Origin of the sequence: Streptomyces sp. NPDC046939, from assembly GCF_040644575.1 — a bacterium.
Classification (GTDB): Bacteria; Actinomycetota; Actinomycetes; order Streptomycetales; family Streptomycetaceae; genus Streptomyces.
The window spans coordinates 15,606-29,959 of sequence record NZ_JBEYWV010000030.1 but is presented as its reverse complement, the minus strand read 5'-3'; the positions used below and the strand labels follow the sequence as shown (position 1 = coordinate 29,959).

Below are 14,354 nucleotides of genomic sequence, written 5' to 3'. Positions count from 1 at the left end.
AGTTCGAATCTCGTATCCTCCGCCAGTGCCTCACCGGGCACTAACGTCGAAGGGCCCCACCGCAAGGTGGGGCCCTTCGACGTTGTCCGTCTCAGTTCTCGTCCGGCTCAGGGGTTGGTGCCCGCCTGGGAGATGCCCTGCGCCACCTGTCCTACGGCGTTCAGTACTCCCTGGCCGAAGTCCGTAGGGGCGATCAGTACGCCGAAGACCATGACGATCGCCACCGTCAGCCACTGATCTGCTCTGCTGCGGGCCTGTACTCGTCGGCGTATGCGGACGTAGATGATGACGGCGAGCAGGACCGCGACGTTCAGCGTCAGCACCATAGGAACCCCCGTCCCGGCCTGCTCCTCAGGCACGACCCCACGACAGTTGTATGTGACCGCACATGTATGACGGTAGGTATGGGCGCCCTCACCGACAGCAGCGGTTTCGGTCAGTTGGATGGGGCCGTCGTGTCGGTCACTCCGGCGAGGGCAGGGGCGGGTAGTCCGTGTAGCCCTCCGCGCCGCCCACGTACATCAGGAACTTGTCCCGTATCGGGTTCAGGGGAGCTGACCTGCGGAGGCGTTCGATCAGGTCCGGGTTGGCGAGGAAGGGGCGGCCAAGGGAGATCAGGTCGGCTCCTGCGGCCAGGAGTCGTTCGCCTGCGGCGCGGCCGCCGTCCGGGGGGAGGGTGTCCGCGGGGGAGATCGGGTTGGCGATGAGGGGGCCGGGCCATGCCGCCCGGATGTGCTGGAAGTGCGGGGAGGACGGGTCCGCGTGGACGAGGTGGAGGTAGGCCAGCGGGCCCAGGGACGTGAGGGAGGTCACGAGCGCCGGGTAGAGGGACTCCGTGTCGCCCTCCTCGATGCCGTTGACCGTCAGGCCGGGAGAGAGGCGGACGCCCACCCGTTCCGGGCCGATCGCCTCGGCCACCGCGCGGACCACCTCGACCGTGAAACGGATGCGGTGGGCGACCGGGCCGCCGTACGCGTCCGTACGCCGGTTCGTGTTGGCCGCCAGAAACTGGTGCAGCAGGTAGCCGTTGGCCGAGTGCACCTCTACGCCCTCGAAACCCGCGTCGATCGCGCGGCGGGCGGCGGCCGCGAAGTCCGCGATCGTCTGCCTGATGTCGTCCCGGGTCATCTCGCGCGGGACGACGGACTCCTCATGGCCGTTCGGGGTGTGGATGCCGCCCGGGAGGGGGACCGGGGACGGGGCCAGCGGGGTCAGACCGCTTGTCGCCGGGTGGCCCACGCGGCCGCCGTGCTGCAACTGCACGAACATCCGGCCGCCCGCCTCGCGCACCGCCCTCGTCACCTGTTGCCAGCCGGCCTGGTGCGCGTCGGTGTGCAGGGCGGTGATGTTCGGGTACGTCCGGCCCACCGCATTCGGGGTCGCCGCCTCCGCGATGATCAGGCCCGCGGTGGCGCGCTGGGCGTAGTAGGTCGCCATGAGGGGGGTCGGGGTGCCGTCGGGGTGGGCTCTGTTGCGGGTCATGGGGGCCATGACCAGGTGGTTGGGGAGGGGGAGCGTGCCCAGGTGGGTGGGGTTGAGGAGGGGGGAGGGTGGTGGTGTGGGGAGCGCTGGCGCGGGGGCGGGCAGGGGCGCGGCCGGAGTCGTGGCGTGCGGGCCCGTCACGGGGTCGGGCTTCGGCGCGCGGGTGTCGCTAATCGTGTGCGGCGCGTTGGTCGTGGTGGTCGTGTGCGGCGCGTTGGTCGTGGTGGTCGTGTGCGGCGCAGTGGTCGTGGTCATCGGCTCGCTCCCTGCCTGGTGTCTTCCGGTAGCCGGTGCGTTCTGTCCGGCCCTGAACACACTGCGGGGCGGCGCTTCGGGTTCTCTGGTGGGTCGACTGCTGGTTCGCTTCGGGTCGGTACGCGGGGCTTCGCTTGTGGGGTTGGTACGCGGGGTCCGTGCATCACTTCGCAGGACGCTCGCAGGTCGCTCGCAGGGCGCTCGCAGGTCGCTCGCCGGGCGCTCGCCGGGCGCTTCAGCGTCCGGCCTGCGGGCCCGGCGGGTCGGGTCGGGCGGAGCGGGGCGGCCCCGACGTCTCGCCTCAGGTCGTCCAGCAGAGCCCACCGACCACCCCCACCCACCCCCAACCACTTCCCCTCCCGGGGGATAACCCCACCCCCAAAACCCCAAGTCCCCCCATGTTCCCGCCCCGTTCCAGGCGGGACGCTGGTGGCATGACCTCGACGACGTTCCTCGGCGCCGGCAGCCGGCAGCACACCCCCGACCGGCCTCGGCCGCACGCCCCCTTCTGGCGCGCCCCCTTCGCCGGTTCGACCTACCGCGAGATCGGGCACACGCTGACCTCGCTGCCCGTGGCCGTCGCCGGGTTCGTCTTCTCCGTGACGATGGTGGCCCTGGGGCTGAGCACGCTGGTGGTCTGGGTCGGGTTGCCGTTGCTGGCGGGGGCGCTGGCCGGGGCGCGGGGGCTCGGCGGGGCCGAACGGAACCGGGCCCGCGCCCTCCTCGACCTGGACGTCCCCGGTCCGCGGAGCGCGCCCGCGGCCGGTCTGCGCGGGCGGCTCCTGGATGCCGCCGGGTGGAAGGCTCTGCTGTTCCACACGGTGATGTTCCCGTGGCGGGTGATGTCGTTCGTCGTGTCGGTGACGTTCCTGGTCACGGGGTGGGCCGTCGCGCTGTTCCCGACGTACTCCTGGGTGTTCCACCGCTACCTGGACTGGCCGGGCTACCGCGTCTACGACTTCACGACCGACGCGGGTGTGCACCACGCCTACTACATCGAGTCGCCCGCGCAGGTCGCCGGCGTCTCGGCGATCGGGTTCGTGCTCGTGTTCCTGACGCCGCTGCTCGTGCGCGGGCTGACGAACGTCGACCGCGTCGCGCTCCGCTCACTCCTGTCCGGACCCTCCGCCAAGTGAGCGGTCGCGCGTGAGCACGGGACGCAGCGCGTCGAGGACGGTGGCGTCGTCGACCGTCGACGGCACCGGTTCGTCGAGCCCGTCCGCGATGCCCCGCATCGTCCTGCGCAGGATCTTTCCCGAGCGCGTCTTCGGCAGTGCGGCGACCACCGCCACGTCCTTGAGCGAGGCGACGGCGCCGATCCGGTCCCGTACGAGGGCGATCAGCTCCGCCTCCACGGCGCGCGGGTCGGCGTCCTGGCCCGACTTCAGGACCACCAGGCCGCGCGGCACCTGCCCCTTCAGCGCGTCCGCCACCCCGATCACCGCGCACTCGGCGACCGCGGGGTGGGACGCCAGGACCTCCTCCATGGCGCCGGTGGACAGCCGGTGGCCAGCGACGTTGATGACGTCGTCGGTGCGGCCCATGACGAAGACGTAGCCGTCCTCGTCGATGTGGCCGCCGTCGCCGGTCAGGTAGTAGCCGTCGTACGCGGAGAGGTAGGAGGCGACGAAGCGGTCGTCGTCGTTCCAGAGGGTGGGGAGCGAGCCGGGTGGCATCGGGAGCTTGACCACGATCGCCCCGTCCTCGCCCGCCGGGGCCTCCTTGCCGGACGCGTCCAGGACCCGTACGTCCCAGCCGGGCAGCGGATACGTGGCCGAGCCCGGTTTCACGGGCGCCGCCTCGATGCCGACCGGGTTGGCGGCGATCGGCCAGCCGGTCTCGGTCTGCCACCAGTGGTCGACGACCGGGATGCGCAGCAGGTCGCTGGCCCAGTGGTACGTCTCCGGGTCGAGGCGTTCCCCGGCGAGGAAGAGGTGGGTGAGGCGGCTGAGGTCGTACCGCCGCGCCAGTTCTCCCTGCGGGTCCACCTTCTTGATCGCGCGGAACGCCGTCGGGGCCGTGAACAGCGCCTTCACCCCGTACGCCTGCGCCACCCGCCAGAACTGGCCCGCGTCCGGCGTCCCGACCGGCTTCCCCTCGTACAGGACGGTCGTCGCGCCCGCGAGGAGCGGCCCGTAGACGATGTACGAGTGGCCGACGACCCAGCCCACGTCGGACGCCGTGAACATGACGTCCCCCGGCCCGACGCCGTACACGGCCTCCATGGACCAGCGCAGCGCGACCGCGTAGCCGCCGCAGTCGCGGACGACGCCCTTCGGCTTCCCGGTCGTGCCGGACGTGTAGAGGATGTAGAGCGGGTCGGTGGCGGCGACGGGCACGGGCGCCGCCGGGCTTCCGGCCGCCGCGCGCATCGCCTCCCGCCAGTCGACGTCGCGCGGACCCAAGTCGGCTTCTGCCTGCGGCCGTTGCAGGATCACGCACGCCTCGGGCTTGTGAACCGCCAGCTCCACCGCCCGGTCGAGAAGCGGCTTGTACGGGACGACGCGCGCCCCCTCGATCCCGCAGGACGCCGAGACGACGACCTTCGGCGCCGCGTCGTCGATCCGCACGGCCAGCTCGGGCGCCGCGAACCCACCGAACACCACGGAGTGCACCGCCCCGATCCGCGCGCACGCGAGCATCGCGACGACCGCCTCCGGCACCATCGGCATGTAGATCACGACCCGGTCCCCGCGCCCGACCCCGAGCCGGACGAGCGCCCCCGCGAACGTGGCCACCTCGTCCGTCAGTTCGGCGTACGTGTACGTGCGCTGCGCGCCGGTCACCGGGGAGTCGTAGATCAGCGCCGCCTGCTCCCCGCGCCCCGCCGCCACGTGCCGGTCGAGGGCGTTGTGACACACATTGAGGCGCCCGTCGGGAAACCACCTGTAGAACGGCGCCCGCCCCGCATCCAGCGCCCGCCCGGGCATCACGTCCCAGTCGACGGCCCCGGCGGCGGCCAGCCAGAACCCCTCGGGGTCCTGCGTACTCGCGCGGAAGACTTCCTCGTACGACGTACCGACCGACCTCATCCGCACTCCCGCGCTGTCGTGGGTGGTACACGATTCCCGGTCGAGGCTGTCAGCAACCGGCCATTGGTCAAGACGTGGATCAGTTCTTCACAACACCTCCTCACGTGACCGCGCGGAGGTCTACGGTGCGTCATATGCACCGCGTTCGTGTGGCGGTGATGCGCGAGGGGGGGTTGGGCACGTGCACGAGATGTCCAAAGGAGCCAACGTCGGTCTGGCGTCCTTGGGGGAGACCACGGGGTCCGTCACCGTGAGCCTGAGCTGGAGCAGCACGTCGGGGGACGGGGACGCGGACGTCTCCGTGCTGCTGCTCGGTCCGGACGACAAGGTGCGCGGCGACGAGGACTTCTACTTCTACAACCATCCGTCGGCAGCTGACGGAACGGTTCACCTGCTGGGGAAGTCGCCCACGGGAGACGGCAACGAGGACCGGATCGGCCTCGATCTGGCGGCGATGTCCGCGGACGTGTCCCGCGTCGTCATCGCGGCGAGTCAGTACGGGTCCACTGTCTTCGGGGATCTGGACGACCTCCGGCTGACGCTTTCCGACCGGTCGGGAGAGCCGCTCATCGGCTTCTCCATCACTGACGCGAGCGTCGAGACGGCCTTCGTCTTCGGCGAGTTGTACCGGCGAGCGGGCGAGTGGAAGTTCCGTGCCGTCGGCCAGGGTTACGAGACCGGGCTCGCGGGACTGGCCACCGACTTCGGTATCGACATCGTCGATGACACTGACACTGACGGCGACAGCGACACCGGCGGCGGGACGGACCATGACGCCGGCACGGACGCCCGTCCGGCGGATGCCGCAGGGATCACCGGCACACGGGCTGCCGACGCCGTGCCCGTGCCCCCGGTCGCGCCGTCGCCGATGCCGGCCGTGCCCGCGCAGCCCGGACCGGTCGACGCAACGGTGGCACCGGCCGCCGCCCCTCCCCGCAAACGCGCGGCCCGTACGGCGAAGAAGAAGGTCACCCTGCCCAGGACCGCCAAGAAGTCCCTCGCGGAGAACGACGCGTGGAAGCCCGCCCGGCTGTTCCCCGTTCCGTCCTTCAAGAGCGACAAGGAGCGGGAGGTGCGTGCGACCTCGGTACTGCTGGCCGTGATGGAGCAGGTCCCGGAGTTCGGGCGCCGGCTCATGGCCGGCTTCGGCGCGCCTGCCGGTCGGATGCAGACCTTCACCGAGGTCTCGATGCCCAACGGGGACTCCCCGAAGCGCCCCGACGGCGTGATCCGCGTGGAGCGTGCGGGCAGGCTGTGGACGGCCCTTCTGGAGACGAAGACCAACGGGAACCCGCTGAAGGCCGAGCAGGTCCAGAGCTACGTCGACATCGCCGCGCGCCGGGGTTACGAAGCCGTCATCACCCTCTCCAACGATGTGGCCCTCGAAGGCAGCCCTCTGGTCGACGTCAAGATCGACGGTCGTCGCAAGCACAAGGTGTCCCTCTGGCACTTGTCGTGGGCCGAGGTGGCGCACCAGGCCCAGATGCTGATCCGCCACGAGGGCGTGGCGAACGCGGCGCACGCCTGGCTGTTGCAGGAGTTGCTGCACTACCTGCAGCACGACAACTCCGGCTGCCACGGTTTCCAGAACATGGGGCCCGCCTGGCTACCGGTGCGGGGCGCCATCGACACGGAGACCCTGTGCCAGGGGGACGCGCGGGCGGTCGAGGTCGTGGAGAGCTGGGAACGGCTGATCCGGCAGGTCTGTCTGCGCCTCGGCGGAGAGCTCGGGCAGAAGGCACTTCCCGTCCAGCGCAGCAGGCGTGGCAGTGACCCGCAGGCCCGGCGGGCGGCGCAGGCGGAACGGTTGTGCGAGGAGGGACGTCTCTCCGCCGAGCTGCGTGTGGACGGAGCGCCCGGCACGCTCACGATCACGGCGGACCTGCGCACCGGCAGGCTGCGGACATCGGTCGACGTGGATCCGCCCGAGGGCAGTTATCCGTTGTCCTCCGCGAAGCGGCTGATCAAGGCGCTGGCGGAGGCCCCCGCCGACCTGCACGTGGAGACGTTGACCGACGGTGGAGGAGGGCCGCGAAGCACTCTTGAACGTCTGCGCCCGGAACCCGGTGACCTGCTGCCGAAGGACGGCGCCACCATCACGGGCTTCCGGCTGTCCCTGTTCAAGAGTGCGGGCGGAGCCCGTGGCAACGCCGAGTCCGGGTTCATCCGCAGTGTCGACGACTCGGTGGACCGTTTCTACGGGACCGTGGTCACGCACCTCGCCGAGCTGAACCGCCGTACGACGCGACGGCCACGGACGACCACGTCGACCGTACCGGCCTGACCGCCCGGCGCGGCGCGCTCACGCGACCCCGGTCAGGCCATCACCGCGGTCAACAGCACCACCGCGTCCGTCAGCGCCACCAAGCCGTGGCGTTCCTGGGGGATCGCGTGGAGTTCGTTCTGGGTGAGGTCCGCGTCGCCGGAGACCGCGGTGAGGCGGACGCGGCCGCGCAGGACGAGGAGGGTGGCGGACTGGGGGGTGTTGTGTTCCTCCAGGGCGCTGCCCTCGGTCAGGGCGATGACGCTCTGGCGCAGGGGGTCCTCGCGGACCAGGACTTCGGCGCTGCGGCCGTGTGCGTCGCGGTGGGCGGCGGCCAGGTGTTCGTCGGCCAGGGCGGGGAGGTCGTACGTCGTCGTCATGGGCCCAGGGTGGCCCGTACGGCTGCGGAGCGCGACGTGGTGTCAGCCGATCGGTTCAGGCCGCGCCGGGCGGCGTCCCGGGCAGTTCTCGTCCACCGTGTCCGCGAAAGCCCTGGCCAGGGGGGAGAGGGCGGACCAGCGGCGGACCGCCCAGCCGACCCGGAGGGGTGGCAGGGACGGGACCGGGAGCATGGTCAGGGAGTGGTGGGGGGCGGTGCGCAGGCCGGGGAGGTCGGGGACGAGGGCGTGGCCGAGGCCGAGTTCGGCCAGGTGGACCGCGGTGTCCCAGTCGGCGATGCCGGTGCCCGAGGCGGGGCCCTTGCCGAGGCCCAGTTCGGCGAAGTGGTGGTCGAGGTGGGCGCGGGACGTCGCGTGCGCGGGCGGGAGGATCAGCTGGGCGGAGGCGCCCAGGTCCTCGGGGGTGGCGGTCTTCTTCGCCGCGAGGGCGTCGTCCTCGCTCACCGCGAGGACCCAGGGCAGCTCCACGACGGGGCGCAGTTCGATGCCGCGTTCCGGCGGGCCCAGGGTGATCCAGGCCAGGTCGAGGTCGTGCGCGGCGAGCGCCTCGAAGCAGCTCCGGCTCGAACTGACGGTCTGAAACTCCAGGCTGAGCTTGGGATGCGTCCGGCGGAACGCGACGATCGCCGCCGCCATGAAGTGCCGTACGGACGTGGCGCCGGTCGCCACCCGCACCGAGCCGCTCTCGCCGCGCGCCAGGTCGTCGAGGCGGCGCAGCGCCTGGTCGAGGGCGCCGAGGCCGTCGGCGGCCGCGGCGCGCAGGATGCGGCCCGCGGGGGTGGGCACGACTCCACGCGCGTGCCGTTCGATGAGGCCGATGCCGACCTCCTTCTCCAGGCGCTTCACGTGCTGGCTGACCGCGGACTGGGTGCAGGACAGTTCGCGGGCCACGGCGCTGAGACTGCCCGCGCGGCAGACGGCGACGAAGACGCGGAGGTCGTCGAGGGTCATGGACCCAAGCTAGCGCTTGGGGGTGTGCAAGGGCACCCGAGGATTGACTTGGCTCGGGAGTCGGAGCACGATCCCTTTCGGGTCGATCCCCAGGGCGGCAACCCGTCGCGGAGGTCGCGAACTCCCGTCGGGTGCCGACCCGTCGGGTGCCGACCCGTCGGACGGATCCGTGGAAGCGCCGGAGGGCTCGTGGACGTAGGGGAAGCCGTAGCCGTCTGCGGCGCGGGGATCGCCGCGGGCGGCATGAACGCCATCGTGGGGTCCGGGACGCTGATCACCTTTCCCACGCTGCTCGCCTTCGGCTACCCCGCCGTCGTCGCCAACGTCTCCAACAACGTCGGGCTCGTGCCGGGCGTGCTCAGCGCCGCGTACGGCTACCGGCGCGAGCTGCGCGGCCAGCGCCGCCGCCTGATGCGGTTCGGGGCCGCCTCCCTGCTCGGCGGGCTCGCGGGCGCTCTGCTCCTGCTGCGCCTCCCGGACTCCGCGTTCCGCGCCGTCGTGCCGGTGCTGATCCTGACCGCCTGCGCCCTCGTCCTGCTCCAGCCGCGCCTGAACCGCTGGGCGAAGGACCGGCGGCGGGCCGGTTCACGGGCCGACGGCGGTGTGCCGATGTGGCTCGGCGTCCTCGGCACCGGCGTCTACGGCGGCTACTTCGGCGCGGCCCAGGGCGTACTGCTCATGGGCATGTTCGGCGCCGTGCTCCGCGACGACCTGCAACGCCTGAACGCCGCCAAGAACGTCCTCGCCTCGCTGGTCAACGGCGTCGCCGCGATCGTCTTCGTCATCGCCGCCGACATCGACTGGACGGTGGCCGCGCTGATCGCCGCCGGGTCCACGGTGGGCGGCCTGCTCGGCGCGCGGCTCGGGCGACGGCTGCCCCCGGCCGCGATGCGCGCGGTCATCGTCACGGTCGGCGTGACGGCCTCGGTGCTCCTGATCGTGCGCTCATGAAGACGCCGCAGGCCCGCGGGCCGGAGGACATCGCCTACCGGCTGTAGAACCCCAACTGCGCCCGCTTCTCCGCCAGTTTCACGTCCGGCAGGTCGATCTCCGGCAGCACGATCTCCCCGCTGAACTCGAAGCCCGCGCGCCGCAGCACCGCGATCGCCTTGTCGTTGCGCGCGTCCGGCTCCGCCACGAGGCGCTTGCGGCCAAGGATGTCGAACCCGAACGAGACGAACACGCGCGTCAGCGCCTCGGTGAACCCGTGCACGGCGCCCTCCTTGCCCGCCGGGCCGACGAGCAGGTGCACGCCGAGGTCGCCGTCGCGCACCTCGTAGCACTCGCTGACCCGGTCGGCCTCGGGCTCGTACGTCTGGAACAGCGCGACGGGCGTGCCGTCGAGCCGGACGAGCCAGGCGTGGTGCGTGTCGAGGGAGTCGAGGTGCGTGTATATCTCGCGCACCTCGTCCCGGGTCAGCCCCGTCATGCCCCAGAACCGGGCCCGCTCCTCGCTCACCCAGGAGTGCAGTACGTCGATGTCGGCGCCGGCCGGGTCGAGGCGCTCGACCCGGAACGTGCCGAACCCCTCGATGGTCTCCTCGTACGCGACAGAGGTGGCGGGCAGTGCTTCGGTCACGGGGCGCGGCTCCTTGATCAGGCGGGTGAAATCGGTGGTCACGGGGACGAGTTCGCCGCGCAGCCACAACGGCAGCTGGTCCCGGTGGTGCCCGGAGGCGGGCACCCCGGACGCGCCGAGCGGCACGACCCAGCGGCTGTCGTCGCGCCGTGCGAGGTCCCACACGTAGCGGGCGGCGGGTCCGCGCACGCTGAGGTCGGTCAGTCCGGGCACGCTCGACGTCGACAGGACGCAGTCGTGGTCGCCGTCGAGGGCCGGCCATACGGTGGCGGGGTCCGGCAGCGCCTGCCAGGGCGCGAGCCGGTGCAGCTCGCCCCAAGTGGTGTCCGGGTCGCCCGCCGCCTCCTCGACCGCCGCGCGGACGGCCGCGATGCGGTCCTCGTACGGGAGCCAGTCATCGGCCAGCAGGTGTTCCAGGGCGAAGGCGACCCGCGGTACGAGCGCGAGCCACGGCCGGAACACCTCCGGGTAGGCGGGGGTGAGGTCCGTGAGGCCGGCGAACCGTTCGTGCCGGGCCAGGCGGAGCGCCACGCGCGAGCGCACGCGCGCGTAGGCGGCCGCCCGCACACTGCCGGCCACCATGCGGCGGTCCCAGTTGAGCAGGCTCTCGCGCAGCCCGGCCGCCGCCGGGGAGAGGTCGTCGAGCCGTGCCACCAGGTCGAGGAGCGGCTTGCAGGAGGCGAGTTCGGTGTCGGTGTGGACGCGGCTCATCTCCTCGGCCTGCCACGACTCCCGCTCGTCGAGCAGGGCGCGGATGCGGCGGGCGCGGTGCGGCGGGGCGAACTCGACGCCGAGCGGGGCGGCCAACGAGCGCTCGTTCGCCATGACGGCGACGCCCTCGACCCCGGCGCGCGGCAGGGGTTCGTGGCGTCCTTGCCACGCGTACCGCTCCTCCCATGCGGGCACCACGCGGAGCATGTTCTCCGGGTCGCGCACGGGGACGGTGCCCGCGACGCGGTGCAGCAGGCCGCCCTCGGTGTCGGCGGCGAGGACGACGTTGACCGGCTCGGCCCAGCGGTCGAAGGCGCGGTCCACGTCGGCGACGGTACGGGCGCGGAGCAGGTCGGGGAGCGCGGCGAAGCCCAGGTCCTCGTACACGCGCGCGGGCTGGCGCAGGCTGATGCCCTCGCCGCCCTCGTGGTCGGGGCCGCCGATGACGACGACGCCGCGCTCGGTCTCGACGACCTCGACGCCGTCCTCCGTGTGCGCGTGGGCGGCACGCCAGCCGTCCGGGCCGTACGCCTCCACGCCGCCGTCCGGCGTACGTCGCAGCCGCTCGCGGTACAGGTCCTGGTAGTCGGCCATGGCGTTGGTGATCGCCCAGGCGACCGGTCCGGCGTGGCCGAAGTGGCCGATGCCGGGGATGCCGGGCACGGCGAGGCCGACGACGTCGAACTCCGGGCAGGCGAGCCGGATCTGCTGGTAGACGCCCGGGTCCTCGATGAAGCGGTGCGGGTCGCCGGCGATCAGCGCGCCGCCGCCCGCCGCACGGGCCCCGTCGACGAGCCAGCCGTTGCTCCCCGCGGTGGCGGGCCCGTCGGTGGCGAACCGGCCGACCGCGTCCGCGCCGAGCCGCCGCGCGACCTCGTCCCGCCACAGCTTGGCCGGGAACCCGGCGAACAGCACGTGCGTCGACAGCCACACGCCGAGCGGGGTCCACGGCTCCCAGCGGCCCGGCGCGACCCCGGCCCGCGCGAACTCCGGCGCGTCGGCGCCGCGCTCCCGCAGGCCGTGGTTGACGCCGTCGACATAGGCGGTGACCCACGCGCGCGTGGCCTCGTCCAGGGCGTCGAGGCAGCGCCGCGCGGTGTCGGCGAGGCGGGCCTGCCGCGCGAAGACGTCCCAGGCGCGGGCGTCCGGGCCGAGCGGCTTGGCCGAGTCGCCGAGCAGGCGGTGCCGCTCGACCTCCAGTTGCCAGGCGCGGTCGACGGCGGTCACGTACCCCTGCGCGTACGCGAGCGATGAGGCGTCGTCCGCCCGCAGGTGCGGGATCCCCCACGCGTCACGGAAGACCTCGAAGTCCGCCACGCCCGTTGCGCCGACGACGGTCACGCGTCCTCCACTCGCTCTCCACAGTTCTTAGGTGACCCTAACCTAATTCGCACAGGAGTCGGAGAGGCGGACCGGCGAGGACCGGCCAATTCCCGGCCGACGTCAAGGCGGCACGCCGGGCGTAGCCCACAAGGGCGGTTCTGGCGGCCCCGGCGCAGGTCACGGCCGGGTCCGGGGGACAAGACCCCGTATGAGCGCCGCCACGTCCGCCCCGCGCGTCCCGCACACCGGGCCGCCCGCGGGCCCGTGCGGACGGCGCACCGGGACCCGGACCGGGACCCGGACCGGGGCGACCGGGACCCGGACCGGGGCACGCGCGCTCACCCCCGCCGCCCTCCCCTTTCTCACCCCGCTCCTCGCCCCGCTCCTCATCCCCGTCCTCGTCCTCCTGCTGGCCGTGGTGGCCGCGCCGCTCGCCGCGACGCCCGCGCAGGCCGCCGCCCCGCTCCCGGCCGCCGCGTCCTCCCTGGAGACCGGCGAACTCCACCAGGACACCCCGGAGGCGACCCTCCGCCTCCCGACGGGCCACCCGACGCGACTGCCGAGGGACCCACGCCCGGCCCCGTACGCGCGCGAGGCCGTCGGCACCGGCGCCGCCGCACACCGCACGCCCCCGTCCCCCCGCGCCCCGCGCTCCGTCGTCCTGCGCTGCTGACGGTCACCGGCCCCCGGCCGCCCGCACCGACGCACCGCACGACCTCCGCAGGACACGGAAGGACACCCCCATGCCCAAGGACCCGCACGCGCTGCTCCGCGCCCTCGTACGCGCGGAAGCGACCCGCGCCCGCCTCCCCCGCGACACCTCCCCGAGCGAGAAGCCGACCCCGGCACCGGCGCCGACGGCCCCGCGCCGCACGCAGGCCACGCCGAGGGACGAGAACGACCACTGAGGAAGGGGGGGCCGGGGGACGGAGGCCGGGGGACGGAGGCCGGGGGGGCCACAACAACGGCCCTCCCGCCCCGTCAACCCGGCGCCTCCCCCTCCCCCGTACGAGCGTTCCCCTCGTCACTCCAGACGTACGCTCCCTCTCAAGCCGCCGGACGCCCCGAATCCCGGTCCGACCGGCGGCAGCCCCCGCGCTGCCTGGTTCCGGCCCCCTCCCGGGCCGGTGCCCTCCCGGTTCGCACCGGTTCCAGGGGGTATCTACCGGACTCGTCCTGCGTCTCCATGGCTGCGCCCGGCGAGCCCGGCCCGGTAGGCTTTCCGTGTGATCTTCAAGCGCATCGGAAACGGCCGGCCGTACCCCGACCACGGCCGGGAAAGCACCCGGCAGTGGGCGGACGTCGCGCCGCGCCCGGTCCGCCTCGATCAGCTCGTGACGACCAAGGGCCAGCTCGACCTCGAGACGCTGCTCGCCGAGGATTCCACGTTCTACGGCGACCTCTTCGCGCACGTCGTGAAGTGGCAGGGCGACCTCTACCTGGAGGACGGCCTGCACCGCGCGGTCCGCGCCGCGCTCCAGCAGCGCCAGGTGCTGCACGCCCGCGTCCTCGAACTGGGCTGACCCGCCCCGCACGTCCGCCCCCCGGCCCCGCGTTGGCCCTTTTGGGTTGGCCTGCACCCCATGTGGTGATCATTTAATAGGCATCACCGCCGCACGGCACTACGCTGCGCTCATGAGCATGCTCACTCCCCCCGGCATGGGCGGTAAGTACCGCATCACGGGGGACAAGTACCCCCGGATGCGCCGCGGTCGCCCCCGCGGCAGGATCGTGCTCGCCGTCGTCGCGTCCGTCGCCGTGCTCGGGCTGATCGGCTGGGGCTCGCTCCAGCTCGTAGACGTCTTTACCGGCGGCGGCAAGGCCAAGGCCGCGGGCGCCGCCCCCGCCGACTGCGCGAAACGGCCGGAAGCCTCCGCCGACCCCGCGTCGACGACGGCCAAGAAGCTGCCCACCCCGAAGCAGATCAAGGTGAACGTCCTCAACGCCACGCCCCGCGGCGGCCTGGCCAAGAAGACCGCCGACGAGCTGAAGAAGCGCGGCTTCACCATCGGCGAGGTGGGCAACGCGACGAAGGAGTACGACAAGAAGGTCAAAGGCGTCGGACTGCTGCTCGGCGCCAAGGCGGCGACCGACGCGGCGCTCCCGGTCCTCGGCACGCAGCTGACCGGGGCCGAGCAGAAGACCGACACCCGCGCCAAGCCGGCCGAGGTCGACCTGATCATCGGCACGGCCTTCAAGTCCCTGGCACCGAAGCCGGCGGCGGACAAGGCGCTGAAGGACCTGAACGCCCCGAAACCCGCCCCCTCCGCATCGCCGACCTGCTCCTGAGGGGCGCGGGGAACGGCGCGAGCACCCACGAAAAAGCCGCGGCCGCGACTGCTCAGCAAGGGGGCAGACGC

Annotated in this window: 13 protein-coding genes; 7 read left to right on the top strand and 6 right to left on the bottom strand. The window is 72.8% G+C overall.

Translation table 11 applies throughout. The annotated features are described in order from the left end of the window. Positions 1–107: 107 nt before the first annotated feature. Together ABZ877_RS28880 and ABZ877_RS28875 are read right to left on the bottom strand one after the other, a co-directional pair. A complete protein-coding gene (locus ABZ877_RS28880) occupies positions 108–326 on the bottom strand; it encodes a hypothetical protein (protein ID WP_361076891.1) in 219 nt (72 codons plus the stop codon). A gap of 136 nt (positions 327–462) precedes the next feature. Continuing rightward, complete coding sequence (locus tag ABZ877_RS28875) at positions 463–1,737, bottom strand: alkene reductase (protein ID WP_361076693.1); 1,275 nt, start codon at positions 1,735–1,737, stop codon at positions 463–465. Between the two features lie 434 nt (positions 1,738–2,171). Between ABZ877_RS28875 and ABZ877_RS28870 the strand changes: the two genes are divergently transcribed. Continuing rightward, a complete protein-coding gene (locus tag ABZ877_RS28870) occupies positions 2,172–2,873 on the top strand; it encodes a sensor domain-containing protein (protein WP_361076690.1) in 702 nt (233 codons plus the stop codon). Here the strand turns inward: ABZ877_RS28870 and ABZ877_RS28865 are convergent. Beyond that, positions 2,844–4,769: a propionyl-CoA synthetase gene (locus ABZ877_RS28865; protein WP_361076687.1), complete on the bottom strand. Its 1,926-nt coding sequence runs from the start codon at positions 4,767–4,769 to the stop codon at positions 2,844–2,846. The genes ABZ877_RS28870 and ABZ877_RS28865 overlap by 30 nt on opposite strands. Positions 4,770–4,959: 190 nt before the next feature. On the opposite strand from ABZ877_RS28865, the gene ABZ877_RS28860 reads away from it, so the two are divergent. Then, on the top strand, positions 4,960–7,053 hold the full coding sequence (locus ABZ877_RS28860) for a TerD family protein (protein ID WP_361076683.1): 2,094 nt from the start codon (positions 4,960–4,962) through the stop codon (positions 7,051–7,053). A gap of 32 nt (positions 7,054–7,085) precedes the next feature. Here the strand turns inward: ABZ877_RS28860 and ABZ877_RS28855 are convergent, their stop codons facing one another. Then, on the bottom strand, positions 7,086–7,412 hold the full coding sequence (locus tag ABZ877_RS28855) for a cupin (protein WP_361076680.1): 327 nt from the start codon (positions 7,410–7,412) through the stop codon (positions 7,086–7,088). Positions 7,413–7,454: 42 nt separating this feature from the next. Next, complete coding sequence (locus ABZ877_RS28850) at positions 7,455–8,381, bottom strand: LysR family transcriptional regulator (RefSeq protein WP_361076677.1); 927 nt, start codon at positions 8,379–8,381, stop codon at positions 7,455–7,457. Between the two features lie 189 nt (positions 8,382–8,570). Between ABZ877_RS28850 and ABZ877_RS28845 the strand changes: the two genes are divergently transcribed. Continuing rightward, complete coding sequence (locus tag ABZ877_RS28845; protein ID WP_361076674.1) at positions 8,571–9,332, top strand: sulfite exporter TauE/SafE family protein; 762 nt, start codon at positions 8,571–8,573, stop codon at positions 9,330–9,332. Positions 9,333–9,366: 34 nt separating this feature from the next. On the opposite strand, the gene ABZ877_RS28840 is transcribed toward ABZ877_RS28845, so the two are convergent. Further along, positions 9,367–12,012, bottom strand: a complete 2,646-nt coding sequence (locus ABZ877_RS28840; protein WP_361076671.1) for a GNAT family N-acetyltransferase — start codon at positions 12,010–12,012, stop codon at positions 9,367–9,369. A 190-nt stretch (positions 12,013–12,202) separates the two neighbouring features. Between ABZ877_RS28840 and ABZ877_RS28835 the strand changes: the two genes are divergently transcribed. From ABZ877_RS28835 to ABZ877_RS28820, 4 genes are all read left to right on the top strand, one after another. Beyond that, positions 12,203–12,667: a hypothetical protein gene (locus tag ABZ877_RS28835; protein WP_361076668.1), complete on the top strand. Its 465-nt coding sequence runs from the start codon at positions 12,203–12,205 to the stop codon at positions 12,665–12,667. A gap of 70 nt (positions 12,668–12,737) precedes the next feature. After that, entirely contained in the window at positions 12,738–12,902 is a 165-nt protein-coding gene (locus ABZ877_RS28830) for a hypothetical protein (RefSeq protein ID WP_361076665.1), read from the top strand. 318 nt (positions 12,903–13,220) lie between these two features. Next, positions 13,221–13,517 carry a type II toxin-antitoxin system VapB family antitoxin gene (locus ABZ877_RS28825; RefSeq protein ID WP_003955420.1) on the top strand — a complete coding sequence of 99 codons (297 nt, stop codon included), beginning with the start codon at positions 13,221–13,223 and terminating at the stop codon, positions 13,515–13,517. Between the two features lie 112 nt (positions 13,518–13,629). Continuing rightward, the gene (locus tag ABZ877_RS28820) at positions 13,630–14,283 is read left to right on the top strand and encodes a LytR C-terminal domain-containing protein (RefSeq protein WP_361076662.1); all 654 of its coding nucleotides are present in this window, start codon (positions 13,630–13,632) and stop codon (positions 14,281–14,283) included. Positions 14,284–14,354 lie beyond the last annotated feature (71 nt).

Coding starts and splice junctions, on each gene's coding strand:
- ABZ877_RS28880 (WP_361076891.1), bottom strand. CDS start 326: ATGGTGCTGACGCTGAACGTCGCGGTCCTGCTCGCCGTCATCATCTAC.
- ABZ877_RS28875 (WP_361076693.1), bottom strand. CDS start 1,737: ATGACCACGACCACTGCGCCGCACACGACCACCACGACCAACGCGCCG.
- ABZ877_RS28870 (WP_361076690.1), top strand. CDS start 2,172: ATGACCTCGACGACGTTCCTCGGCGCCGGCAGCCGGCAGCACACCCCC.
- ABZ877_RS28865 (WP_361076687.1), bottom strand. CDS start 4,769: ATGAGGTCGGTCGGTACGTCGTACGAGGAAGTCTTCCGCGCGAGTACG.
- ABZ877_RS28860 (WP_361076683.1), top strand. CDS start 4,960: ATGTCCAAAGGAGCCAACGTCGGTCTGGCGTCCTTGGGGGAGACCACG.
- ABZ877_RS28855 (WP_361076680.1), bottom strand. CDS start 7,412: ATGACGACGACGTACGACCTCCCCGCCCTGGCCGACGAACACCTGGCC.
- ABZ877_RS28850 (WP_361076677.1), bottom strand. CDS start 8,381: ATGACCCTCGACGACCTCCGCGTCTTCGTCGCCGTCTGCCGCGCGGGC.
- ABZ877_RS28835 (WP_361076668.1), top strand. CDS start 12,203: ATGAGCGCCGCCACGTCCGCCCCGCGCGTCCCGCACACCGGGCCGCCC.
- ABZ877_RS28830 (WP_361076665.1), top strand. CDS start 12,738: ATGCCCAAGGACCCGCACGCGCTGCTCCGCGCCCTCGTACGCGCGGAA.
- ABZ877_RS28820 (WP_361076662.1), top strand. CDS start 13,630: ATGAGCATGCTCACTCCCCCCGGCATGGGCGGTAAGTACCGCATCACG.